Source organism: Streptomyces sp. ACA25 (genome assembly GCF_028200735.1).
Lineage (GTDB): Bacteria > Actinomycetota > Actinomycetes > Streptomycetales > Streptomycetaceae > Streptomyces.
This window is the reverse complement of sequence record NZ_JAQKPV010000007.1, coordinates 179,848-203,066: the sequence shown is the minus strand read 5'-3', so window position 1 is coordinate 203,066 and position 23,219 is coordinate 179,848. Positions and strand designations below refer to the sequence as shown.

General features: G+C 71.0%; 17 protein-coding genes. 11 read left to right on the top strand and 6 right to left on the bottom strand.

Going from position 1 to position 23,219, the window contains the following annotated elements:
* Nucleotides 1–70: 70 nt before the first annotated feature.
* A complete protein-coding gene (locus PJ985_RS13470) occupies nucleotides 71–2,341 on the bottom strand; it encodes an FdhF/YdeP family oxidoreductase (protein ID WP_271683948.1) in 2,271 nt (756 codons plus the stop codon).
* Between the two features lie 145 nt (nucleotides 2,342–2,486).
* Between PJ985_RS13470 and polA the strand changes: the two genes are divergently transcribed.
* The 5 genes from polA (at nucleotide 2,487) to coaE (ending at nucleotide 10,944) form a co-directional block, all read left to right on the top strand.
* A complete protein-coding gene (gene polA, locus PJ985_RS13465) occupies nucleotides 2,487–5,159 on the top strand; it encodes a DNA polymerase I (RefSeq protein WP_271684045.1) in 2,673 nt (890 codons plus the stop codon).
* A gap of 87 nt (nucleotides 5,160–5,246) precedes the next feature.
* Entirely contained in the window at nucleotides 5,247–6,908 is a 1,662-nt protein-coding gene (locus tag PJ985_RS13460) for a lytic transglycosylase domain-containing protein (RefSeq protein ID WP_333909851.1), read from the top strand.
* 381 nt (nucleotides 6,909–7,289) lie between these two features.
* The gene (rpsA, locus tag PJ985_RS13455) at nucleotides 7,290–8,813 is read left to right on the top strand and encodes a 30S ribosomal protein S1 (RefSeq protein WP_271683947.1); all 1,524 of its coding nucleotides are present in this window, start codon (nucleotides 7,290–7,292) and stop codon (nucleotides 8,811–8,813) included.
* A gap of 407 nt (nucleotides 8,814–9,220) precedes the next feature.
* The gene (locus PJ985_RS13450; RefSeq protein WP_271684044.1) at nucleotides 9,221–10,156 is read left to right on the top strand and encodes a proteasome assembly chaperone family protein; all 936 of its coding nucleotides are present in this window, start codon (nucleotides 9,221–9,223) and stop codon (nucleotides 10,154–10,156) included.
* Between the two features lie 170 nt (nucleotides 10,157–10,326).
* Nucleotides 10,327–10,944: a dephospho-CoA kinase gene (gene coaE, locus PJ985_RS13445; RefSeq protein WP_271683946.1), complete on the top strand. Its 618-nt coding sequence runs from the start codon at nucleotides 10,327–10,329 to the stop codon at nucleotides 10,942–10,944.
* A 25-nt stretch (nucleotides 10,945–10,969) separates the two neighbouring features.
* Here the strand turns inward: coaE and PJ985_RS13440 are convergent, their stop codons facing one another.
* Together PJ985_RS13440 and PJ985_RS13435 are read right to left on the bottom strand one after the other, a co-directional pair.
* Nucleotides 10,970–12,409 carry an alanine/glycine:cation symporter family protein gene (locus tag PJ985_RS13440; protein WP_271683945.1) on the bottom strand — a complete coding sequence of 480 codons (1,440 nt, stop codon included), beginning with the start codon at nucleotides 12,407–12,409 and terminating at the stop codon, nucleotides 10,970–10,972.
* A 167-nt stretch (nucleotides 12,410–12,576) separates the two neighbouring features.
* Complete coding sequence (locus PJ985_RS13435) at nucleotides 12,577–13,773, bottom strand: FUSC family protein (protein ID WP_271684043.1); 1,197 nt, start codon at nucleotides 13,771–13,773, stop codon at nucleotides 12,577–12,579.
* A gap of 267 nt (nucleotides 13,774–14,040) precedes the next feature.
* Here PJ985_RS13435 and PJ985_RS13430 point away from each other — a divergent pair, with 267 nt between their 5' ends.
* The 3 genes from PJ985_RS13430 (at nucleotide 14,041) to PJ985_RS13420 (ending at nucleotide 17,440) form a co-directional block, all read left to right on the top strand.
* The gene (locus tag PJ985_RS13430) at nucleotides 14,041–15,288 is read left to right on the top strand and encodes a VWA domain-containing protein (protein ID WP_271683944.1); all 1,248 of its coding nucleotides are present in this window, start codon (nucleotides 14,041–14,043) and stop codon (nucleotides 15,286–15,288) included.
* Complete coding sequence (locus tag PJ985_RS13425) at nucleotides 15,288–16,133, top strand: hypothetical protein (protein ID WP_271683943.1); 846 nt, start codon at nucleotides 15,288–15,290, stop codon at nucleotides 16,131–16,133. The genes PJ985_RS13430 and PJ985_RS13425 overlap by 1 nt, the downstream gene beginning before the upstream one ends.
* A 161-nt stretch (nucleotides 16,134–16,294) precedes the next feature.
* Nucleotides 16,295–17,440, top strand: a complete 1,146-nt coding sequence (locus PJ985_RS13420; RefSeq protein WP_271683942.1) for a glutathione-independent formaldehyde dehydrogenase — start codon at nucleotides 16,295–16,297, stop codon at nucleotides 17,438–17,440.
* Nucleotides 17,441–17,554: 114 nt separating this feature from the next.
* Here the strand turns inward: PJ985_RS13420 and PJ985_RS13415 are convergent, their stop codons facing one another.
* Complete coding sequence (locus PJ985_RS13415) at nucleotides 17,555–19,279, bottom strand: FAD-dependent oxidoreductase (protein WP_271683941.1); 1,725 nt, start codon at nucleotides 19,277–19,279, stop codon at nucleotides 17,555–17,557.
* Nucleotides 19,280–19,361: 82 nt separating this feature from the next.
* Here PJ985_RS13415 and PJ985_RS13410 point away from each other — a divergent pair, with 82 nt between their 5' ends.
* The 3 genes from PJ985_RS13410 (at nucleotide 19,362) to PJ985_RS13400 (ending at nucleotide 21,291) form a co-directional block, all read left to right on the top strand.
* Nucleotides 19,362–19,952 (top strand): helix-turn-helix domain-containing protein, encoded by a 591-nt coding sequence (locus tag PJ985_RS13410; RefSeq protein ID WP_271683940.1) that lies wholly within the window; start codon nucleotides 19,362–19,364, stop codon nucleotides 19,950–19,952.
* Nucleotides 19,953–20,153: 201 nt separating this feature from the next.
* On the top strand, nucleotides 20,154–20,378 hold the full coding sequence (locus PJ985_RS13405) for a hypothetical protein (protein WP_271683939.1): 225 nt from the start codon (nucleotides 20,154–20,156) through the stop codon (nucleotides 20,376–20,378).
* A gap of 418 nt (nucleotides 20,379–20,796) precedes the next feature.
* Nucleotides 20,797–21,291: an RICIN domain-containing protein gene (locus tag PJ985_RS13400; RefSeq protein ID WP_271683938.1), complete on the top strand. Its 495-nt coding sequence runs from the start codon at nucleotides 20,797–20,799 to the stop codon at nucleotides 21,289–21,291.
* A 99-nt stretch (nucleotides 21,292–21,390) separates the two neighbouring features.
* On the opposite strand, the gene PJ985_RS13395 is transcribed toward PJ985_RS13400, so the two are convergent.
* A complete protein-coding gene (locus PJ985_RS13395; RefSeq protein WP_271683937.1) occupies nucleotides 21,391–22,581 on the bottom strand; it encodes a globin domain-containing protein in 1,191 nt (396 codons plus the stop codon).
* A gap of 71 nt (nucleotides 22,582–22,652) precedes the next feature.
* Entirely contained in the window at nucleotides 22,653–23,135 is a 483-nt protein-coding gene (locus PJ985_RS13390; protein WP_271683936.1) for an RrF2 family transcriptional regulator, read from the bottom strand.
* Nucleotides 23,136–23,219: the final 84 nt, after the last annotated feature.

The window sequence follows — 23,219 nt, the reverse complement described above, 5'->3', positions numbered from 1 at the left end:
CTCCGGCTCCGATCGTGCTCAGTCGGGAGGATGACACCGTTCCTATCACCGGCCGGGTGGCCACCGGTGCTCAGGCGGGCGTGAGGCGGATCACCACGGACTTGCCGGCGGGGGTGTTGCTGGTATCGGCGGTCGCGTCGAGCGGGACGAGGACGTTGGCTTCGGGAAAGTAGGCGGCGGCGCAGCCACGGGCGGTGGGGTAGTGGACGACGCGGAATCCGGGGGCGGTGCGCGTCGTGCCGTCCGTCCACTCGCTGGTGAGGTCCGCGTAGGCGCCGTCGGCGAACCCGAGAGCCCGGGCGTCCTCGGGGTGCACGAGGACGACCCGGCGGCCGCCCTTGATGCCTCGGTAGCGGTCGTCGAGCCCGTACACGGTGGTGTTGTACTGGTCGTGGGAGCGCAGCGTCTGCAGCAGCAGCCGGCCCTCGGGCACATGGGGGTGTTCCACGGGGGCGGCGGTGAAGTGGGCCCTGCCGCTGGGGGTGGGGAAGCTCCGGCTGTCGCGCGGGGCATGCGGCAGGGCGAATCCGCCGGGGGCGGTGATGCGGTGGTTGAAGTCCTCGAAGCCGGGGATGACCCGGGCGATCCGGTCGCGGATGGTGGCGTAGTCCCGTTCGAACTGCTCCCAGGGGGTGCGCGAGGCCGGGAGCACGCGGCGGGCGAGGCGGCAGACGATGGCGGTCTCGGAGAGCAGGCCGGGGTCGGCCGGTGCCAGGCGCCCGCGCGAGGCGTGCACCATGCCCATGGAGTCCTCGACGGTGACCACCTGGTCGCCGCTCGCCTGGGTGTCGCGTTCGGTGCGGCCGAGGGTCGGCAGGATGAGGGCGCGGGTGCCGGTGACGCAGTGCGAGCGGTTGAGCTTGGTGGAGACGTGGACGGTGAGCCGGGCCCGGCGCATGGCGTCCTCGGTCACGGCGGTGTCGGGGGAGGCCGCGACGAAGTTGCCTCCCATGGCGAAGAAGACCTTCACCCGGCCGTCGCGCAGGGCGCGGATGGAGCGGACGGTGTCGAGCCCGTGCTCGCGCGGCGGGTCGAAGCCGAACTCCGCCCCCAGGGCGTCGAGGAAGGCGGCGGCCGGCCGTTCGAAGATGCCCATGGTGCGGTCACCCTGCACGTTGCTGTGGCCCCGGACGGGACATACTCCGGCGCCGGGGCGGCCGATGTTGCCGCGCAGCAGGAGGAAGTTGACCACTTCCTTGACGGTGGGCACGGCGTGCTTGTGCTGTGTGAGGCCCATGGCCCAGCAGACGATGGTCCGCTCCGAGGCCAGGATCATCGCCAGGGCCTGCTCGATCGCCTCGCGGTCCAGGCCGGTGGCGCGCAGGGTCTCGTCCCAGCCGGTGGCACGGGCGGCGTCCGCGAGAGTCTCGTAGCCGAGGGTGTGGTCGCGGACGAAGTCCTCGTCGACGGCGCCCGGGGTGTCGATGAGGAGCTTGTTGAGCATCCGGAAGAGGGCCTGGTCGCCGCCGAGCCGGATCTGCAGGAAGAGATCGGTCAGGGCGGTGCCGCCGCCGGCGAGGCCGCGGGCCGTCTGCGGGTTCTTGAACCGCTCCATGCCCGCCTCGGGGAGCGGGTTGACCGTGATGATCCTCGCCCCGGACTGCTTGGCCCGTTCCAGGGCGCTGAGCATGCGCGGGTGGTTGGTGCCGGGGTTCTGCCCGGCGACGATGATCAGATCCGCCCGGTGGAGGTCCTCCAGGAGCACGCTGCCCTTGCCGACGCCGAGGGTCTCGGTCAGGGCCGATCCGGAGGACTCGTGACACATGTTGGAGCAGTCGGGCAGGTTGTTGGTGCCGAACTCGCGTGCGAACAGCTGGTACAGGAAAGCGGCCTCGTTGGACGTGCGCCCGGAGGTGTAGAAGACCGCCTCGTCGGGGCCGGACAGGCTCCGCAGCTCCTCGGCGATCAGGTCCAGTGCCGCGGACCAGCCGATCGGCCGGTAGTGGTCGTCGCCCTCGGCCAGGTACATGGGGTGGGTGAGACGGCCCTGCCGGCCCAGCCAGTATCCGGAGCGGCCGGCCAGGTCCGGCAGCGGGTGCTCCTCGAAGAAGGCGGGGGTCACCCGCAGCCGGGTGGCTTCCTCGGCGACCGCCTTGGCGCCGTTCTCGCAGAACTCCGCGGTGTGCGGCTTGCCGGGCTCGGGCCACGCGCAGCCGGGACAGTCGAAGCCGTCGGGCTGGTTGACCCGCAGGAGGGTGCGCGCGGCGCGGGTGACGCCCATCTGCTCGCGGACCATGCGCAGGGTGTGGCCGACGGCGGCCGGCCCGGCCGCGGCGTGCTGGGGCCCGGAGACCTCGGGGGCGTCCTGCACGGGGTCCCCGGAAGGCGGTTTGCTCGGCATGGGGCGGTACTCCTTCGGGTGCACGGCACTCCTGGCATCGTCGCACGGGGCGCCCTGCCACGGCACGAGCCGGACTGTCGGAGGTCCGTGAAAGGATCGCCCCGTGGCTGACAACGCACCGAAGACGACGACCGCGCCCCGCCTGATGCTGCTCGACGGGCACTCCCTGGCCTACCGGGCCTTCTTCGCACTGCCCGCGGAGAACTTCACCACCGCGGGGGGCCAGACGACCAACGCCGTCTACGGCTTCACCTCCATGCTGGTGAACACTTTGCGCGACGAGGCTCCCACCCACCTGGCGGTCGCCTTCGACGTCTCGCGCAAGACCTGGCGTTCGGAGCGCTTCTCCGACTACAAGGCCACGCGTTCCAAGACCCCTGACGAGTTCAAGGGGCAGGTCGAGCGGCTGGGCGAGCTGCTGGACGCGATGAACGTGCGGCGTTTCGCGGTCGACGGGTTCGAGGCGGACGATGTGATCGCCACCCTGGCCACCCGGGCGGCTGCCGAGGGCTTCGAGGTGCTGATCGTCACCGGTGACCGGGACTCCTTCCAGTTGGTGAGTGACCGGGTGACCGTGCTCTACCCGACGAAAGGCGTCTCGGAGCTGACCCGCTTCACCCCGGAGAAGGTCACCGAGAAGTACGGCCTCTCGCCCGAGCGGTACCCCGACTTCGCCGCGCTCCGGGGGGACCCCTCGGACAACCTTCCCGGGATCCCCGGCGTCGGGGAGAAGACCGCAGCGAAGTGGCTCAACCAGTTCGGCACGCTGGAGGAACTGCTCTCCCGGGCCGATGAGGTCAAGGGCAAAGCCGGACAGAACCTCCGCGACCACCTGGAGTCGGTCCGCCTCAACCGGGTGCTGACCGAGATGGTGCGGGACATGGACCTGGAGGCCGGCCCCGCGGACCTGGAGCGGGCCGCCTACGACCGGGAGGCACTGGCCGGGCTGCTGGACACGCTGGAGTTCCGGAACCAGAGCCTGCGGGACCGGCTGTTCGCGGTCGACCCCGGCTCCGCCGCCGAGGAGGCCGCGGCCCCGGCGGAAGGGGTGCGCGTCGAGGGAGTGGTGCTGGCCCCGGGTGCCCTGACACCCTGGCTCGCCGAGCACGGCAACGGGCCGCTGGGCCTGGCCTGCCGTGACACCTGGGCGCTGGGCTCCGGGAGTGTGCAGTCCCTCGCGCTGGCCACCGGCGAAGGGCCCGCCGTGTGGTTCGACCCCTCCCGGCTGGACTCCGACGACGAGCAGGCGTTCGCCGCCTGGGTGGCCGACCCGGCCCGACCGAAGACGCTGCACGGCGCGAAGGGTGCCATGCGGGTCTTCGCCGAGCACGGCTGGACCGTCGACGGCGTGACCATGGACACCGCGCTGGCCGCGTACCTGGTGCAGCCCGGGCGCCGCTCGTTCGCCCTGGAAGGGCTGAGCGTGGAGTTCCTGGGCCGCGAGCTCCCCACGGCCGCCGACCCCGGCGGCCAGCTGACCCTCGGGGTGGACGAGGAGTCCGAAGCGGCCGAGGCCGATGCCCTGATGGCCGAGGCCCGCACGGTCCTCGACCTCGGGGAGGCGTTCGAGGGCCGGCTGGCGGACGTGGGCGCGTCGGATCTGCTGCGCGACATCGAGCTGCCCGTCTCGGCGCTGCTGGCCCGGATGGAGCGGGCCGGTATCGCTGCCGACCGCGGCTGGCTGGAAGGGCTGGAACAGCAGTTCGCCGCAGCCGTCCAGCAGGCGGTCAAGGAGGCGCACGCCTCGGTGGGGCACGAGTTCAACCTCGGTTCCCCCAAGCAACTGCAGGAAGTCCTCTTCAACGAGCTGGGCCTGCCGAGAACGAAGAAGACCAAGACGGGGTTCACCACGGACGCCGACGCGCTGGCCTGGCTGGCGGGGCAGACCGAGCACGACCTGCCGGTCATCATGCTGCGCCACCGCGAGCAGGCCAGGCTGCGCAGCACGGTCGAAGGGCTCATCAAGACGATTGCGACCGGCGGGCGGATCCACACCACCTTCCAGCAGACGGTCGCCGCCACCGGCCGGCTGTCCTCCACCGACCCCAATCTGCAGAACATCCCGGTGCGCACCGACGAGGGGCGGGCGATCCGGCGCGGCTTCGTCGTCGGTGAGGGCTTCGAGTCGCTGATGACCGCCGACTACAGCCAGATCGAGCTGCGAGTCATGGCCCACCTGTCCGAGGACGCCGGGCTGCTCGAGGCCTTCACCTCCGGTGAGGACCTGCACGACACGGTCGCCTCCCAGGTCTTCGGGGTGCACCGTGAGCAGGTCGACCCGGAGATGCGGCGGAAGACCAAGGCGATGAGTTACGGGCTGGCCTACGGTCTCTCGGCGTTCGGGCTCTCCCAGCAGCTGTCGGTCACCCCTGACGAGGCGCGCAAGCTGATGGACACCTACTTCGAGCGCTTCGGCGGGGTGCGGGACTACCTGCGCCGGGTCGTGGTCGAGGCCGGCTCCCTCGGTTACACCCAGACGATGCTGGGCCGCCGCCGGTATCTCCCCGACCTCACCAGCTCGAACCGTCAGCGCCGCGAAATGGCCGAGCGGATGGCCCTGAACGCGCCCATCCAGGGCACCGCCGCGGACATCGTGAAGCTGGCGATGCTGCGGGTGGACGAGGCCCTGCGCAGGGAGCAGCTCTCCACCCGCCTGCTGCTCCAGGTGCATGACGAGATCGTGCTGGAGGTCGCACCCGGGGAGCGGCCACGGGTCGAGGAACTGGTGCGCCGCGAAATGGCCGGGGCGGTGTCGTTGCGCGCGCCGTTGGATGTGTCGGTCGGCTCCGGCGACAGCTGGGAGACCGCCGCCCACTGACGCCTGCCCGGTGAATGTTCGGCGGAGATCCGGCGGGGAGGGTGAGGAAGCGCCGATCAGCCTTCTGCGGAACCCTGACGTGTCGTAATGTCTTCCAAGCTGCCGCCGGTTGAAGCCATCGGCGGCACCGGGCGGCTGACGAAGGGGAGCGCGCAGGTGGCATTGCGTCGAGGCAGGGTTCGCAGGGGAATCTCAGGGTCCGCGGTCGCCGCAGTGGCGATGGCGGCGCTCACTGCCTCGCAGGCTTCCGAGCTGGTGGCCGGCGATCCCTCGGGACAGCGGGACGCCCGGGAGTCCGTCGCCCGGCAGGAGCCGACTCCGCCTGACCGCCCCCACCACACCGAGCTGCCGCCGCTGGACACCGGGCAGGACCCGGCCGAGGACGGTCCCGGTGAGCCGGCGGAGGGCGGATCGGACGTCGTCACGGGCCCGGCCGAGGCCGGCATACCCGCCACGGTGCTCGACGCCTACCGCAAGGCCGAGGCGGCGCTCGCGCAGTCGACCCCGGGGTGCAATCTGGAGTGGGAGCTGCTGGCGGCCATCGGCAAGGTGGAGTCGGGGCACGCCCGGGGTGGGGCGGTGGACGGGAACGGGACCACCCACCGGCCGATTCTCGGCCCCGCGCTGGACGGCAACGGGTTCGCCCTGATCAAGGACACCGACGGGGGCCGCTGGGACGGGGACCGGACCTTCGACCGGGCCGTGGGACCGATGCAGTTCATCCCGTCCACCTGGGCGGTGTGGGGCGCGGACGGCAACGGGGACGGGAAGAAGGACCCCAACAACGTCTACGACGCCACGCTGGCCGCAGGCAACTACCTCTGTGCCGCCGGCCGTGACCTCTCCCGGGCCGGCGACCTCGACCGGGCCCTGCTGAGCTACAACCCGTCGCGCGAGTACGTGCGGACGGTGACGGCCTGGCTGGACTACTACCGCAAGAGCAGCCATGAGGTGCCGGACGGCACCGGGCAGCTGCCCGGCAGCCCGGGGGCAGGCAGCGGCACCGGCGGCGGGCACCAGGCGGACAGGAACGGCAAGGACAGCAGCAAGGACCGAAGCAGGGACAGCGTCCAGGCCGGGGAGAAGCCCGGACACCGGGACCGGGCGGACCAGGACCCGGCGGGCGGTCCGGACCGGGACCGGGGCCGTTCCCCCGGGGCGGTGCCGGCGGAGCCCACCCCCACGCGGCCCGGACCCGGCCGGTCCGAGCCGGGCGCCCCGAAGCCCACCCCCAGCCCCGCCCCCACGCCCAGCGCCCCGGCGCCCTCTCCCACACCCACTCCGGAGCCGACGGAGCCCGAGCCCTCGCCGACGGAGCCCAGCCCGGAGCCGACGGAGCCCGAGCCCTCGCCGACGGAGCCCAGCCCGGAGCCGACGGAGCCCGAGCCCTCGCCGACGCCTCCGGACTGCCCGGTGGAGCCCGAGCCGGAGCCGAGTGGGACACCCGGCCCGAGCGAGTCGCCGGACCCGACCCCGTCGGGATCCCCCTCGCCGTCGTCCACGCCTTCTGCCACCGCTTCGCCCTCACCGTCCGCCGGCAGCAGCTCCGGCGCAGCCGGGGACGAGGAGGCAGGGGACGAGGAGGCAGGGGATGAGGGGGAGGAGCCGGGCGAGGTCTGTCCGGACCCGGACGACCCGGACGACCCGGACGAGGGTGAGAGCGAGGAGAAGGGCAGCACCGGGGACGCGCCGGAGGACGAGAAGGATTCGGCTTCCGGTGCGGCCGTGCTGTCCCGGCGCACCGGCTGAGGGCTGAGCAGCGCCTCCAGCCCTCGAGGGCTCCGCGGACGCAGGTACGCGGGGCTCTCGGGCGGCCAGGAGACATGAGGCACGTGCCGGCTGTTGCCCGGTTTGGGTGGATTGGGTTGGTGCTGGGGGGAAGCGCGCATTGACCCGGCTCCGAACCCCCCGTATGCTATAAGACGCGTTGCGGGCCTGCGCGCCTCGGACGGAGTAGGTCGCGCTCGCATCTGTTGTATGTCCCCTCGGTTCTCGGGGCGCCCCGCTTTCCGCACGGCAACGTGAGGGTCGGGCGAGCGTCTCTCAGGCTGTCCGGCTTCGGCGGTGCGACTCAGGTCTGTGGCGTGGTAGTGCCTACGACAACTGTCCGTTACCGGAGCCCTTTACCACATGACGAGCAGCACCGAGACCCCTGTGACCACCCCGCAGGTTGCGGTCAATGACATCGGTTCCGAGGAAGACTTCCTCGCCGCGATCGACGAGACGATCAAGTATTTCAACGACGGCGACATCGTCGACGGCGTCATCGTGAAGGTCGACCGGGACGAGGTCCTGCTCGACATCGGCTACAAGACCGAGGGTGTCATCCCCTCGCGAGAGTTGTCGATCAAGCACGATGTCGACCCCAACGAGGTCGTCGCTGTTGGCGACGAGATCGAGGCCCTGGTCCTCCAGAAGGAGGATAAGGAAGGCCGGCTGATTCTCTCGAAGAAGCGTGCCCAGTACGAACGTGCCTGGGGCACCATCGAGAAGATCAAGGACGAGGACGGCATCGTCACAGGGACGGTCATCGAGGTCGTCAAGGGCGGCCTCATCCTCGACATCGGTCTCCGTGGCTTCCTCCCCGCCTCCCTCGTGGAGATGCGCCGGGTCCGCGACCTTCAGCCGTACGTCGGCAAGGAGCTGGAAGCCAAGATCATCGAGCTGGACAAGAACCGCAACAACGTGGTCCTGTCCCGCCGCGCCTGGCTGGAGCAGACCCAGAGCGAGGTCCGTCAGACCTTCCTCACCACCCTGCAGAAGGGTCAGGTGCGCTCCGGCGTCGTCTCCTCCATCGTCAACTTCGGCGCCTTCGTCGACCTGGGCGGCGTGGACGGTCTGGTTCACGTCTCCGAGCTGTCCTGGAAGCACATCGACCACCCCTCCGAGGTCGTCGAGGTCGGCCAGGAGGTCACGGTCGAGGTCCTGGACGTCGACATGGACCGCGAGCGCGTCTCGCTGTCGCTGAAGGCCACGCAGGAAGACCCGTGGCAGCAGTTCGCGCGGACCCACCAGATCGGACAGGTCGTTCCCGGCAAGGTCACCAAGCTGGTGCCGTTCGGTGCGTTCGTCCGGGTGGACGAGGGCATCGAGGGCCTGGTCCACATCTCCGAGCTGGCCGAGCGCCACGTGGAGATCCCCGAGCAGGTCGTCCAGGTCAACGACGAGATCTTCGTCAAGGTCATCGACATCGACCTGGAGCGTCGTCGGATCAGCCTCTCGCTGAAGCAGGCGAACGAGAACTTCGGCGGCGACCCGATGGCCGTCGACTTCGACCCGACCCTGTACGGCATGGCGGCGTCCTACGACGACCAGGGCAACTACATCTACCCCGAGGGCTTCGACCCCGAGGCCAACGACTGGCTCGAGGGGTACGACAAGCAGCGCGAGGAGTGGGAGCGCCAGTACGCCGAGGCGCAGACGCGCTTCGAGCAGCACCAGGCGCAGGTCATCAAGTCGCGTGAGGCGGATGCCGAGGCCGAGGCCGAGGGTCCCGCAGCCAGCCCGGCAGCCCAGTCCGGCGGGGGCTCCGGTTCCGGCGGCGGTGGCGGTGGCGGCTCGTACTCCTCCGAGTCGACCGAGGACTCGGGGGCCCTGGCTTCCGACGAGGCGCTGGCAGCGCTTCGCGAGAAGCTGGCCGGTGGCCAGAGCTGATCGCTCGCTCGATGCCCGGGTTGGCGCCCGGGTGACCGGTGGAAGTTGTCGACCGAAGGCCCGTCCCTGCGAAGGGGCGGGCCTTCGGGCTGTGCCGGTGCTGCGGCCCGGGAGGGAAAGCACCCGTGCGGAGGTCAGGACCGGGGTACTCGTCATGGTGCGCGCGGCTCCCGCCGCGGGCCGTCCGGGGCCGTCGGCGAAACATGTCCGACCTCACGGTGTCCGGAGCGAGTCGGGACGCGGGGAGCGGGCACCGGACACAGCGGAGGACGGTTGTGCAGGGCAGGAAGCGTGAGCAGGCGCGAGAAGTTGGACCGGCCGGGGAATGTCTTGATCACTTCGGGCGTTGACAACGCTGCACACCAAACGGCGGAAGGGGTGCGTCAGTGGTACACAACACGCAGGGCATGTACGAGTGGGAGCCGGAAGGGCTGGCGGAGGCCGAGGCGATCGCCGACGGAGCCGGCGGCACGGGTCCGGTGCTTCTCTACCACTTCGAGGGCTTCATCGATTCCGGCGAGACCGGGACCCAGCTCGTGGAGCAGTTGCTGGAGAGCAGCCCTTCCACCCTGGTCGCGCGCTTCGACCACGACCGGCTCGTCGACTACCGGGCCCGCCGCCCGACGATGACCTTCCAGCAGGACCGCTGGGCGGACTACGAGACGCCGCTGCTGGAGCTGCGGTTGCTGCACGACGCGACCCACCAGCCGTTCCTCCTGCTCTCCGGCCCGGAGCCCGACGTGGAGTGGGACCGCTTCGCACGGGCGGTGCAGGAGATCGTGGAACGGCTGCGGGTCCGCATCTCGATGAATTTCCATGGAATTCCCATGGGCGTTCCGCACACCCGCCCCGTGGGGCTCACTCCGCACGGCACCCGCACCGACCTGGTGCCGGGTGACCACCGGGGGATGTTCGACGAGGCGCAGGTGCCCGGCAGCGCTGCCGCACTCACCGAGCTGCGGCTCGTCGAGGCGGGCCACGAGGTACTGGGCGTCGCCGCTCATGTGCCGCACTACATCGCCCGCTCCCGGTACCCGGACGCGGCGCTGGTCGTGCTCGAAACCATCACGGCCGTCACCGGGCTGGTGCTGCCCGAGGCGGCACATGCTCTGCGGGTCGAGGCCCTGAAGACGCAGACCGAGATCGAGCGGGAGCTGGCCGAGGGGGATGCGGAGCTGGTCGCCGTGGTGCGAGGGCTGGAGCAGCAGTACGACGCTCTCGCCGGTGCCGCCAGTCGCGGCAGCCTGGTGGCCGAGGCGGCGGAGCTCCCCTCGGCGGAGGAGCTGGGCGCGGTGTTCGAGCGCTTTCTGGCCGAGCGTGAGGACGGCGACGGCTCGAAGTGACCGGTGTCCGTCCGGTCGCCTCCGCAGCCACCGAGGGCCCTCCGGGAGCCCTGGAGGTGACGGAGGTGACCGGACGGGAGAACGGGTGCCCGTCGACCGCGGCGCCGGCGATACCACTGCGGAGGCGGGCCGTCGCGTGGCACCGGGGCGGTGCACGGTAGCCTGCCCGCATGCTCACTGTGGGACTGACCGGCGGGATCGGCTCGGGGAAGAGCGAGGTGGCCCGGCAGCTGGCCGCGCTGGGAGCGGTGATCATCGACGCCGACCTGATCGCCCGCGAGGTCGTCGAGCCCGGTACTTCCGGGCTGGCAGCGGTCGTCGCCGAGTTCGGCGAGGGCGTTCTGACGCCGGAGGGAGCCCTGGACCGGGAGCGGCTCGGCCGGATCGTGTTCGCCGACTCCGAGCGGCTCGGGGCGCTGAACGCGATCGTCCATCCGCTGGTCGCCGAGCGGGCCGCCGAGCGGCAGGCCGCGGCGGCGGAGGACCCCGCGGCGGTCGTCGTGCACGATGTGCCGCTGCTGGCGGAGAACGGCCTCATGGACCGGTACGACACGGTGGTCGTCGTCGATGCGCGGCCCGGGACGCAGCTGGACCGGCTGGTCCGGCTGCGCGGGATGGCGGAGGACGAGGCCCGGGCCCGGATGGCCGCCCAGGCCTCCCGGGAGGACCGGTTGGCCGTCGCCGAGGAGGTGCTGCACAACGACGGCTCGCGGGAGGAGCTGGCCAGTCAGGTCGAACAGTTGTGGCACCGGTTGCGCGGGCGGGCTGCGGCCGGAATGCGCGGATAGCCCACGGCCCCCTGCCCCGGAACGGTCACATGTCCTTCTGGGCCCGGCGGATCTCGCCCTCAGGGTCCTGGAGGTACCGCCGGGTCTCCCGCGCGACGAGGGGTGCGAGCACGAACAGGCCGACCAGGTTCGGCAGGGCCATCATCCCGTTTGCCGCGTCGGAGAAGGTCCACACCAGGCCGAGGTCCGCAGTCGCACCGATGTAGATCATCACCACGAAGGCCAGCCGGTAGACGGTGGTGGTGTTGAGGTCGAATCTCCCGATCGAAAAGAAATGGCGAATGCCGAACAGGCTTTCCACGCATCGGTCGCCGTAGTAACTCCAGCCGATCAGGGTGGACACCGCGAAGAACACGATGGCGAGTACGACCAGGTGGGTGGCCCAGCCGCCGAGACCCTCCTCGAAGGCGGCCAGCGTCATCGTCGCGCCCTCCAGCGCCTCGTCGCCGGTGTCCCAGACGCCGGTGACGACGATGGTGAGGCCGGTGAAGGTCACCACGACCAGGGTGTCGAGGAAAGTCTGGGTCATGGACACCAGGCCTTGCCGGGTGGGGTGGGTGGACTTGGCGGCCGCCGCGGCGATGCCGCCGGTGCCCAGGCCTGACTCGTTGGAGAAGATGCCCCGGGCCACGCCGTAGCGGATCGCCGTCATGATGCCCGCGCCCGCGAAGCCGCCGACGACCGCGTCGGTGCCGGTGAAGGCATCGGTGAAAATCAGCCGGAAGGCACCGGGGAGTTCTCCGACGTTCAGGGCGAGCAGGGCCGTCGCGCCGAGGACGTAACCGACGGCCATGACGGGTACCACCGCGGCCGTCACCCGGCCGATCACCTTGATGCCGCCCAGGATGACCGCTCCGGCGACCAGCACCAGCACCAGGCCGGTCAGCCAGGTGGGAATGCCCCATCGGTCGTCGGCGGAGTTCGCCACGGTGTTGGCCTGCACGCCGTTGCCGATGCCGAAGGCGGCGATGGCCCCGGCGATGGCGAAGAAGACGCCGAGCACCATGCCCCAGTGGATGCCCCAGCGGGCCGGGATGTGGCGCAGATAGCGCTGCGGCCCGCCGCTCATCAGCCCGCTGGCGTCGGTGAGGCGGAAGCGGACCCCGAGGAACGCCTCGGAGTACTTGGTGGCCATCCCCAGCAGTCCGGTCACCCACATCCAGAACAGGGCGCCCGGCCCGCCCAGGAAGAAGGCCGTGGCCACGCCGGCGATGTTGCCGACGCCGATGGTGGCGGCCAGCGCGGTGGTCAGCGCCTGGTAGTGCGTGATGTCCCCCTGGACCCGGGGGTCCGTCTCCTTGCGCTGGATGAGCGCCAGGTGCAGGGCGGGCCCGAGCTTGCGGAACTGCAGCCCGCGCAGCATCACGGTCAGGTACAGGCCGGCCGCCAGCAGCAGCGGAATCAGCAGGTAGGGACCCCAGATGAAGTCGTTGGCCTCCGACAGGCCGTCGTCGAGCCAGTCCACGGTCTTCCTCCTCAAGGTCCGCGAAAGCGGCAGGCCGGGCACCGGAGGGAGCCCGAAATAAATGAGATGAGAGAAAAGTAGTCTTATGGTGTTCCGTGTTCCACTACCGCGTCAGCCGTGGCGGGTCCGTCTCACCGGGGGCGTGAGTGGTGCGTCAGATCTCGGCGTCAGATCTCGACCCTGCGGTCGATGGGGGCCATCAACCGCTGCATGGCGCGCCGCGGCAGCGAGGGGTGCTTCGCCTGCTCGCGGGAGTGCCGGTCCAGCTCGTCCGCCAGGCGCATGGACCGTCGCTCGACGTCGAGCTCCGCAAGCATCCGGTCGATGTCGGAGAGCAGCGAGCCGTGCAGCTGCCACTGGCGGGGGTGCCGTTGCACGTTGGCCAGCAGCAGCCGGGCGACCCTTTCCCGGCCCGCGTGGCCGGCGTCCAGCTCTTCGAGCAGCCGCTTCTCCGCCGCGTCGGCACTGGAGCTGACCTGTGTGGTGATCAGGACGGCGAAGCTGTCGAGGGCTCCGGCCAGGTGGGTGAACAGGGCCTGCAGCGCGTCGGCCAGCTCCGGGGTGTACAGGGATTCCTCGGTCCGTTTTCCGGCGAGGTCGGTGAGGGTCCGGGAAGTCGTGCGCAGGATCACGGCGCAGATCTCCAGGGTGTCGAGCCCGGTGCGCAGCACGATCCTCGTCAGCAGCCCTTCCTTGACGCGGGGATTGAACCGCAGACTCTCCTCCGCCTCGGAGAGGGAGGCGTCCACCTGGGTGATGTCGCGGTCCAGCTCCCGGGCCTCGTACAGCTTCGCGGCGGCGCGTTCCACCGGGGTGTGTCCGATGACCTCGTCACCCATCCGCTGCAGGAGTCGCTGCATCCGCCGCCCCAGATCCTCGATGGCCTCCTCGGCCGGGCGCACCCGGACCGGAGGAACGAAGATGACGTTGAAAAGCAGCCCGACAGCGGCACCGATGAGGGTTTCCACCACCCTCGCGACCCCGACCTCCGCCGCCCGGGTCACGCTGAGCACGAGCATCGCGCTGATCGCGACCTCGGGCACGAACTGCCCGGCCCGCACCACATGCCCCAGCGTGAGAGAGGCGAAGATGAGCAGCGCGAGGCTCCACCAGCTGAGGCCGACCAGCGCGCTGAATCCGACGGCGAGAGTCACCCCCGCCACCACCGCGTTGACCCGGCGCAGGCCGCTGGTGAGCGTGGCGTAGAGCGTGACCTGGACAACGAGGAGCGCTGTCAGCGGCGCCAGCAGCGGCGCCTGGGAGTCGGTCAGCCAGAGCGCGGCGAGGTAGGCGAGGGTGGCGGCAACCGTGGAGCGCAGCGTCTGCGTGACCACGCGTTCACGCCGCTTGGCCAGGTCGACCATCTGTTCTGGAACAGCGGGCACGGAGAGGCCTTCCCGTCGGGCCGGAGCCGGAACACGGAGGAGCCGCGGTGGTACCCGAGTGGCCCACCGTCCGGTTCTCACACCCCGGGTCGTTCCGCCGGGCTCCCGCAGCCACGGGTCGGCGGGCCGGGCCGGCCGGTGCGACCCGGTGCGGGCGCGGGGCACTCCGGTACTTCGGCCACTGGCTGCCGCGGATGCGCTGTTCTCGTTTTGGCACGGGCACCCCAAGATCCATAAGATCCGCCAATGATCATAGGAAGATGGCCCGCGGCCGCCCTGTGCGGTGTGCTCGCGGCCCTGATGACCGGCGCTCTCCCGGCGACCACCGCCGCGGCCGAACCAGTGGGTGAACAACGGGAAACCGAACCGCCGAAGGTGCAGCTGGTCCTCGATGTCAGCGGCTCCATGCGGGAGCGGGACATCGACGGCGGCTCCCGCATGGCCGCCGCGAAGCAGGCCTTCAACGAGGTCATCGACGCCATGCCGGAGGAGGTCCATCTGGGCATCCGCACGCTGGGCGCCAACTACCCCGGTGACGATCTGGCCAAGGGCTGCGTCGACAGCGAACAGCTCTACCCGGTCGGGAAGGTCGACCGGACGGAGGCCAAGACCGCGGTGGCCACGCTGAGCCCCACCGGCTGGACCCCCATCGGTTACGCGCTGCGCGGGGCGGTCGAGGACCTCGGGGAGGGGGACGGGACCCGCCGTATCGTACTCATCACCGATGGTGAGGACTCCTGTGGGCAGCCCGACCCCTGCGATGTGGCCCGTGAACTGGCCGCCCAGGGAACCCACCTGACGGTCGACACGCTCGGTCTGACGCCCGCCGATGCCAAGGTCCGCGACCAGCTCAGCTGTATCGCCGAGGCCACCGGCGGCACCTACACGGCGGTCCAGGACACCGACCAGCTCACCGCCCGCCTCAAGCAGCTCGTGGACCGCACGGCCGAGGTCCAGGTGGAGAACCCCACCGTCATCGAGGGCTCCGCGGCGGACTGCGCCGACGCGCCGCAGCTCGGCGCCGGGGTCTACCGCGACCGTGAGGAATTCGACGAGCACCGCTGGTACCGGGTCCAGGTCGCCCCGGGACGCGAACTGCGCGCCTCGGTCAGCATCGCCGACGACCGGGCCGTGGACCGGGACTACGGGGTGCTGCTGCGCGCACTGGACGAGGACGGGCGGGAGCTCGTCCGGGGCAGCGAGGCCGGGCACGGCCGTACCGATGTCATCTCCACCGGGCTGCGCTACCCCTCGGACGCCGAGGAGGAACGCCTCGTGTGCCTGGAGGTGAGCAACTCCTTCTCCGCGCCCGACTCCGTCCAGCGCACCCCGGGGATGCCCCTGGAGCTCACCGTCGACCTGGTGGCCGCCCCCGACACACCCCCGGATGTGGCGGCCTTCGGGCTGGCCCGCGGATGGGTGCCGCTGGGGCTGCTGACCTTGACCGGTCTGCTGGCCGGCCTGCTGTGGGGCGCTATCCGGAGGATGGTCTGATGCCGAACCGTACGACACGCCTGTTCACCACCACGCTGCTGGCCGGCGCGCTGCTGCTCGCCGGTGCCGGCTCCGCCGCTGCCGAGGACCCCGAGGAGCAGGGCTCCGGGGAGCAGGACTCCGCTGCCGAGCCGACCGAGGCCGGCACCACCTTCCGTACCGCCACCGCGCTGGAGCAGGAGCGCCATGCCTCCGCGGCCGCCGCCGTGGGCGACTACCTGTACTGGGTCGTCCCCGTGGGCGCCGGTCAGGACGCGACCGCGGAGGCCACCGTCACGCTCCCGGACAGCGGCAGCCGCAGCGGCCCGTCCACCTGGCAGCTGGACCTTTACGACGGGCTGCGCCGCCGGCAGGCGTGCGTCGCGGGGGAGGCCACAGCCGTCGCCGAACGGGAGGCCGAGTCCGTCACGCTCAGCTGCACCCTGCGGACCGTCCGGCCCTGGGCCGAGCCCTGGGCGGACGACCCGCTGCCCGGTGCCTATTACGTCCGGCTGACCTCGGTCGAGCTGGCGGAAGAGGACCTGGGCCTGCCGCTGCGGGCCGAGGTGATGGTGACTGCCGCTCCGGCCGGCGGCGCACGCGCGGCCGGCGGCGAGCTGGCGGCGCCGCTCGTGCCCACCTCCCGGGCCGGCAGCCTCGAGACCGGGGCCGGGACCGCCACGGATGCGGATGCCGGCACCGAGGACGACGCGGACGGTGAGGCGGCGGCCGGCGCGCTGTCCGCTCCCGAGGGCGGTTGGACGGACGGCTGGTGGTCCGACCGCTGGCTCTGGACGGCGGCCGGGGGCATCCTCGCCTCCCTGGCCGCGATCGGCGGCTACTCCCTCACGCGCCGCCGCACCTAGGCGCACTCTTCCTCCCCATCCTTCACCCCGGCCAAATGTCGTTATTGCGGTGATGTGACTGTTTGGCCGGGGTTCGGGGGGGTCACCCGGCAGTCAGGTGAACAGACAGCGGAACCGGCTCCGGAGCGGAGCCGGTCCCGCACGGTGCGAGGAGGCCCCCGGTGAAAGCCGTCGTATACCAAGAGCCGTTTTCCGTCGCGGTGGAGGATGTCGAAGACCCACGTGTCCAGAACCCCACCGATGTCGTCATCAAAGTCACCACCTCGGCGATCTGCGGGTCGGACCTGCACATGTACGAGGGCAGGACGGGCGCCGAGCCGGGCATCGTCTTCGGTCACGAGAACATGGGCGTCGTGGAGGAGGTCGGCAGCGGCGTCGCCACCGTGAAGAAGGGCGACCGGGTCGTGCTGCCCTTCAACGTGGCCTGCGGCTTCTGCAAGAACTGTCTCGCGGGGAGGACCGGCTTCTGCCTCACGGTGAACAAGGGATTCGCGGGCGGCGCCTACGGCTACGTCTCCATGGGCCCCTACACCGGTGGCCAGGCCGAGTACCTGCGTGTTCCCTTCGCAGATTTCAACTGCCTGCAACTGCCCCGGGGGGAGGAGCACGAGGACGATTTCGCCCTGCTCGCGGACATCTTCCCCACCGGCTACCACGCCACCGAGCTCGCTCAGGTCAGCCCGGGGGAGAGCGTGTGCGTCTACGGCGCCGGACCGGTCGGTCTGATGGCCGCGTATTCCGCCATGCTTCGGGGCGCCTCTCAGGTCTTCGTCGTCGACCGGCAGCCGGACCGTCTGCGGCTGGCCGAGCACATCGGCGCCGTGGCGATCGACTACAGCCAGGGCAGCGCCGCCGATCAGATCAAGGACCGCACCGATGGTGAGGGCACCGACAAGGGCATCGACGCGGTCGGCTACCAGGCCACGGTGCAGGAAGGAGAGGAGCAGCCGGCGATTGTCCTCAACAATCTCATCGACTCGGTGCGTCCCACCGGCATGCTGGGGGTCGTGGGCCTGTACGTCCCGGAGGACCCCGGCGGCCCTTCGGAGTCGGCGCAGAAGGGCGAGCTGCTCATCAAGATCGGCAAGTTCTTCGAGAAGGGCCTGCGGATGGGCACCGGCCAGGCCAACGTGAAGGCCTACAACCGGCATCTGCGTGATCTGATCATCGCCGACCGGGCGGAGCCGAGTTTCGTGGTCTCCCAGCGTCTCCCGCTCGATGACGCCGCGGACGCCTACGAGCGCTTCGACAAGCGTGAGGACGGCTGGACCAAGGTGCTCCTCAAGCCCGCCATGGCCGCCGCCTGACGGACGGTTCGGGGCACCGCCGCCGGGGCGGGAGGTGTCTCCCGCCCCGGCGGGCCGATCCGCCCCGTGCCTCGCGTGCCCAGGAGCGGACCGGCCGGGACCTCCTGCGCAACGTCAGCCGGGAAGGCGCCTGAACTTGAGGGTGTAATCCGTGTGGATGACCGTCCGTCCGTCGCGACAGGCCCGGCTGCGCTCGTGCCCCTCGTTCACGAGAAGTTCCCACTCCCGGGAGTGCAGGCCGAGGGTGTGGACGACTTCCCCGGCGGTGCGCAACGGCATGTCCGGGCGCGGACCGGTGTCCCAGGGCGGGGGGCCGGAGTGCCCCACCACCAGCAGCACCCCGCCCGGGGAGACGGCCGCCGCCGCGGTCCGCAGGATCCGCTCTCCGGGCAGGTCGACAGGGGAGTGCAGGAAGTGCGCGGACACCAGGTCGAAGCGGCCGGGAGGGAAGGACTCGGCCAGGTCGTGGCGCTGCCAGTCGATCCGGTCGGCCACACCCGCCGCCCGTGCCTGTGCGGCGCCGCGGGTGAGGGCGGTCCGGGAGATGTCGACCGCGGTGACGTGCCAGCCCTGTTCCGCGAGCCAGATGGCGTCCGCTCCTTCACCGCAGCCCAGGTCCAGCGCCCTTCCCGGAAGCAGTCCGGTGGCCTCACGGAGAAGGTCGGCATTGGGCCTTCCGCTCCAGACCCGCTCGTCCGAGCGATAGCGGTCCTCCCAGAACTCCTCGGCCGTCCCCCTGCGCGTCGCTTCGCCGGTCAGCAGCGTTTCCCCCTGCTCCTGGTTTTCTCCCGTGTCGCGCCGTGGCAGCTCTGGTCCCTCCTCGGCCGCGTGCGGTGCCGGGGCAGCGCGCCGGGCGGCGACGGCCCGGCGGACGTCCTCGGCGGTCAGGTCGGCGTTGATCGCCGCACCCGCACGTACCCCCGCGGCGGCCGCACCGATGACCTGATCGGTCACATTGGAGACGTTGCCGGCCACCCACACTCCGGGCACCGATGTCGCGCCGGCCGGATCGGCAGCGACACAGCTGCCGATCACCTGACCGTTCCGCTCCTGCTCGGTGGCGTGCAGGCCGAGGCCGGCGAGCAGGCCGGTGCGTGCGGTGAACCGGGGAGCGACCACCACGGCTTCGACGGGAACGACCCGGCCACCGGCCGACACCACGCCGGTGAGGCGGCCCCCGGTCACGTCCAGGCGGGCCACCTCTCCTCCAACAATGGCGACCCCCCGGGCGGTGAGCTGCTCGTACTCCTCGTCGGTCGGTTCCGGCGCGGTGTGCAGGAAGAGAGTCACGTCCTCGCTCCACTGCCGCCACATCAGGGCCTGGTGAACAGCGAGAGGGGTGGTCGCGAGTACGCCGATTGCCCGGTCCCGCACCTCCCAGCCGTGGCAGTACGGGCAGTGCAGCACCTCGCGTCCCCACCGCTCGGCCACGCCGGGTACCTCGGGCAGCTCGTCGGCCAGGCCGGTGGTCACCAGCAGCCGGCCGGCCAGGACGACTGTCCCGTCCTCGAGACGCACCCGGAAGCCTCCGTCCTGGCAGCGCTCGGCGGCCACGGCAGTGCCGGCCAGAACCTCACCACCGTAGCCCGTCACCTCCGCCCGGCCCGCGGCAAGGAGTTCACCGGGCGGCATGCCCTCCCGCGTCAGATACGTGTGGACGCCGGCCGCCGGCGCGTTGCGCGGCTGCCCGGCGTCGATCACTGTCACCGAACGGCGCGCCCTCGCCAGGGTCAGTGCCCCGCTGAGTCCCGCTGCGCCACCGCCGATGACCACCACCTCGCAGCGCCGCTCCTCGAGCGGGACGGCGACGGCCGGAATCTGCCGGTTCTGTGTCGTCATAGCGCTTACCTCCTTTTCCGGAGATCATCCTCCCGCGCACCTCAGCTTGACAAAGTTTCTTGCTGAGGTGGCAAATAGAAACATGGCAGACGACGACATCACGGGTGTGCTGACCTCCGTGGGCCCGCGCCTGCGGGCTCTGCGCCGGGACCGTGGCACCACCCTGGCCCAGCTGAGCGCGACGACCGGTATCTCGCTCAGCACACTCTCGCGTCTGGAGTCCGGTCAGCGGAAGCCGACGCTGGAGCTTCTCCTGCCGCTGGCGAAGGCCCATGGCGTCCAGTTGGACGAGCTGGTCGGCGCGCCGCCCACCGGAGATCCGCGCATCCACCCGCGCCCCTTCAAGCGGCACGGCCAGACCTTTGTCCCCCTCACCCGCCACCTCGGCGGCCTCCACGCGTACAAGCAGATCTTCCCTGCCTCGCCGAGCCCGGACACACGCCCGGAACAACGAGTGCACGAGGGCTACGAATGGCTCTACGTACTGTCCGGCCGCCTGCGCCTGGTCCTGGGGGAGCACGACCTCGTCCTGACCGCCGGTGAGGCTGCCGAGTTCGACACCCGCACGCCGCACGGATTCGCCAACGCCGGGGCCGGGCCGGTCGAGTTTCTCAGCCTGTTCGGGGCGCAGGGCGAGCGGATGCACGTCCGGGCCCGCCCGGCCGGCAGCTGACGCCGAACCGCCGCTCACGCCGCAGGCCGCTCCACGGGTTTGCGAGGTACGCGGCCGCACCGGTGTCAGCCGTCAGCGGTGCCGGAAAGCCGACAGCGCTCCCCGGTACCGCGGAATCTGCTTCGGTGGCAGGGTGGCAGCCCGTTCGATGCGCCGGAGGCCGTACCCAGCGGCGGTCCGGCCCTTCTGGAGGTGGCCCGGATGCTACGTGGCCGGATCCCCGTACCGACACTGCTCGCGGGCGCGGCGGTCCTGATCACCGCCGTGGTCGCACTGTGGCTGGCGAACGCGGGCACCGCGGAGGGGCCGGAGACCCCTCCGGGCGGTCCCGTCCTTCAGGAGCAGAGCCAGGACCCCGGGAGCGGCCACGGAACGGACCAGCGCGGGGAGGGCGCCGACCCGGCTCCCGCGTCCCCCGGCGACTGACCGCCGTCCCGGCCGCCGGCCCCTGACCAGTTCCTGCCGTGTCGGAACGCCCGGCAGCACAGATCGAGCAAGTGACAAACCCACATTGCTCGTTGTGACAGACGAGAGAACCATCACACCGCCGGTGCCCGCGGCCCCGCGATCAGGAGACGAGTCCCTGCCCGGTTGCAGAGGCGATGCGGCCGGGCCATGCCGCCGGAGCAGGCGCCTGAGTCGGCGTGTGCGGTCGCCAACTCACCGAGGCAACGCGCGGTGTGTGATGCGCGCGTGCGCCGGTGCGCCCCGATGTGCGCCATGGCCCTGACGACCGTTGCTCAACACGCTGGGTCACGGCTCCCTTCCCCGGTTGTCCCCACACCGGTAAAGGGAGCCGTCCACGTGCGGAACCTCTGCACGCAGACAACAAAGGGAGCACTCAGTGAAGAAGAAGCTGACCGGTCTGGTCGCGGCTCTGTCGGCCGTGCTGTTCATGCTGGGCACGGCGACGCCCGCGAACGCGGTTCCGCCCTCGGCCGCCTGGCAGCAGATCGTCACCCTGCAGACAGGCATGTGTGCCACCGCCGGCGGCAACGGTGAGCTGATCCAGTACCGGTGCGACAACAAGCGGAACAAACAGTTCTCCTCGGCCTGGGCCGGCACCGACGCGTACTTCCTGCGGGTCTACTCCAGCTTCCAGTGCGTGGCCCCCAGTTCGGCCGCTGAGTACGCCAACATCGTCCAGGTGACCTGCTCCAACACCGACCTGCAGGTGTGGGAGGCCGAGTTCCAGGGCAACGACAGTTACCGGCTGCGGAACCGGGCCACCGGAATGTGCCTGACGGTCGCCTGGGACGTGACCGCCAGTGGCCAGCCACTGAACCAGTCCCGCTGCGGCGCGTTCGCCGCGCAGACCTGGCGCTTCCGGAACATGTGACCCCCGCCTGGTGAGGCGCCGCGGGGAGGGCACCGCCCCTCTCCGCGGCACCTGGACCCGCCCGCGGTGCCCCTCCCTCAGCCGCGCGGCCGCCGGGGCTCAGGCCAGCCCCAGGTCGGGGCCGAAGACCTCGTAGTGAATGTCCTGGGCGGGCACTCCGGAGCGCAGCAGAGACTCCCGCGCAGACTTGAGGAAGGGAACCGGACCGCAGAGATAGGCGACCAGTCCGGCCGGCAGAGCGCCCAGCTGGGAGAGGTCGCAGAGACCGGGGCGAGCGGTTGCGCCGGGCGCGCACTCTTCATACCAGACGTGCAGTTCTCCGCGGGGGAGCGTGGCGACGAGCCGGGCCTGGTCGTCCCGCAGGGCGTGGACGGACTCGTGGCGGTCGGCGTGCGCGGCGATGACGCGGCGGCGGGAGCCGGTCTCCGCCAGGTGCTCCAGCATGCCGATCATGGGGGTCACACCGATGCCCGCCGAGGCCAGCAGGACCGGCCCGGGACCGTCCTCCAGAGCGACATCGCCGAAGGGCGGCGAGAGTTCGAGTACATCACCCTCGGCGACGTTGCGGTGGAGGTGGTCGGACACCTCGCCGACCGGCTGCCCGCCGCCGTGCACCCGCTTGACCGTGATGCGGCGCTGTGTGGCCTGCGGTCCGCCGGAGAGGCTGTACTGGCGCAGCTGACGGATACCGTCGGGAAGGTCCACAGCGACGCTGACATACTGTCCGGCCCGGTAGGCAGGCGCCGGGGCGCCGTCTGCGGGGGTCAGGACGAAAGACACGGTCTCGGCCGTCTCGGCGACCCGGCGCTCCACCCGCCAGGTCCGCCAGTGGCCGTAAGCGTCGACCTCGGCCTCCTCGTACAGCCGCTGCTCCAGGGCGATGAGAGAGTTCGCCATCAGCCAGTAGACCTCGTCCCAGGCGGCCTCCACCTCGGGGGTCACCGCGTCTCCGAGTACGTCCTTGAGCGCGGCGAAGAGGTAGCGGCGGACCAGGGGGTACTGGTCGGCGCGGACGCCGAGTGACGCGTGCTTGTGGGCGATCCGGCCGAGGATGGCGTCCGGTCGCTCGTCGGGCCGTTCCAGCAGCACGGTGGCGAAGGTCGCGATCGATCCGGCCAGTGCTTTGCGCTGCTCACCGTTGGCCTGGTTGCCGCGGTTGAACAGGCCGTCGAGCAGCTTCGGGTGGTCGGCGAACATCTGCTGGTAGAAGACCCGGGTCACGTCCTCGATGGCCGCGCCCACGGCGGGGAGTGTCGCGCGGACTGTGGTGGCGGAGCGGGCGGACAACATGTGATCTCCTTTAATGCGATTGTGAGATGCCACTTTTGGTGCGGGTTGAAGGCGGCTCGGAGCGGTGTTCGTCAGTCGGGAAGGGTGGTGGGGGGTCCGGTGGCGGCGGGTCGGGTGACGGTGGGTTCGAGGGAGAGCAGTACCGCACCGGTCGGCGGGGCGGCCAGGTCGGCGAGGGTCAGTGGATCCAGGGATGCGAAGAAGGCTTCCTGGGCGCCGCGGAGGGCGCCGCGCAGCCGGCAGGCGCGGCGCAACGGGCAGGGTGGGTCGTCGTCGCAGCCGACGACCTCACCGCTTCCTTCCAGTTCGCGGACGAGCCAGCCCACGGAGATGCCTTCACCGCCCGCGCCGAGGGACAGTCCGCCGCCCCGGCCGCGCCGGGCCTCGACAACGCCGAGGTGCTGGAGCCGGCTGACGACCTTGGCTGTGTGTGAGTGCGGTACCGCCAGCGCCTCGGCCATCTCGCGGGTGCGCAGCACCTCCGCGGCGCCGGGACGGGCGGCGAGCAGCATGGCCACCCGCAGGGCAAGGTCGGTGAACTTCGTCAGGCGCACGGGAGCACATTATCAAAGTGGCATTTGGTATGCCTATTAGGGTGTCGTGTGCCGACGCGCGGGACGCCGGGCGGGCAGGCCGGA

What these genes read in the sequence shown, in the direction of transcription:
- PJ985_RS13430 (WP_271683944.1), top strand. Translation starts at nt 14,041, where the DNA reads ATGATCATAGGAAGATGGCCCGCGGCCGCCCTGTGCGGTGTGCTCGCG.
- PJ985_RS13435 (WP_271684043.1), bottom strand. Translation starts at nt 13,773, where the DNA reads ATGGTCGACCTGGCCAAGCGGCGTGAACGCGTGGTCACGCAGACGCTG.
- PJ985_RS13410 (WP_271683940.1), top strand. Translation starts at nt 19,362, where the DNA reads ATGGCAGACGACGACATCACGGGTGTGCTGACCTCCGTGGGCCCGCGC.
- PJ985_RS13460 (WP_333909851.1), top strand. Translation starts at nt 5,247, where the DNA reads ATGTCTTCCAAGCTGCCGCCGGTTGAAGCCATCGGCGGCACCGGGCGG.
- PJ985_RS13415 (WP_271683941.1), bottom strand. Translation starts at nt 19,279, where the DNA reads ATGACGACACAGAACCGGCAGATTCCGGCCGTCGCCGTCCCGCTCGAG.
- rpsA (WP_271683947.1), top strand. Translation starts at nt 7,290, where the DNA reads ATGACGAGCAGCACCGAGACCCCTGTGACCACCCCGCAGGTTGCGGTC.
- PJ985_RS13395 (WP_271683937.1), bottom strand. Translation starts at nt 22,581, where the DNA reads ATGTTGTCCGCCCGCTCCGCCACCACAGTCCGCGCGACACTCCCCGCC.
- polA (WP_271684045.1), top strand. Translation starts at nt 2,487, where the DNA reads ATGCTGCTCGACGGGCACTCCCTGGCCTACCGGGCCTTCTTCGCACTG.
- PJ985_RS13425 (WP_271683943.1), top strand. Translation starts at nt 15,288, where the DNA reads ATGCCGAACCGTACGACACGCCTGTTCACCACCACGCTGCTGGCCGGC.
- PJ985_RS13470 (WP_271683948.1), bottom strand. Translation starts at nt 2,341, where the DNA reads ATGCCGAGCAAACCGCCTTCCGGGGACCCCGTGCAGGACGCCCCCGAG.
- coaE (WP_271683946.1), top strand. Translation starts at nt 10,327, where the DNA reads ATGCTCACTGTGGGACTGACCGGCGGGATCGGCTCGGGGAAGAGCGAG.
- PJ985_RS13450 (WP_271684044.1), top strand. Translation starts at nt 9,221, where the DNA reads ATGTACGAGTGGGAGCCGGAAGGGCTGGCGGAGGCCGAGGCGATCGCC.
- PJ985_RS13405 (WP_271683939.1), top strand. Translation starts at nt 20,154, where the DNA reads ATGCTACGTGGCCGGATCCCCGTACCGACACTGCTCGCGGGCGCGGCG.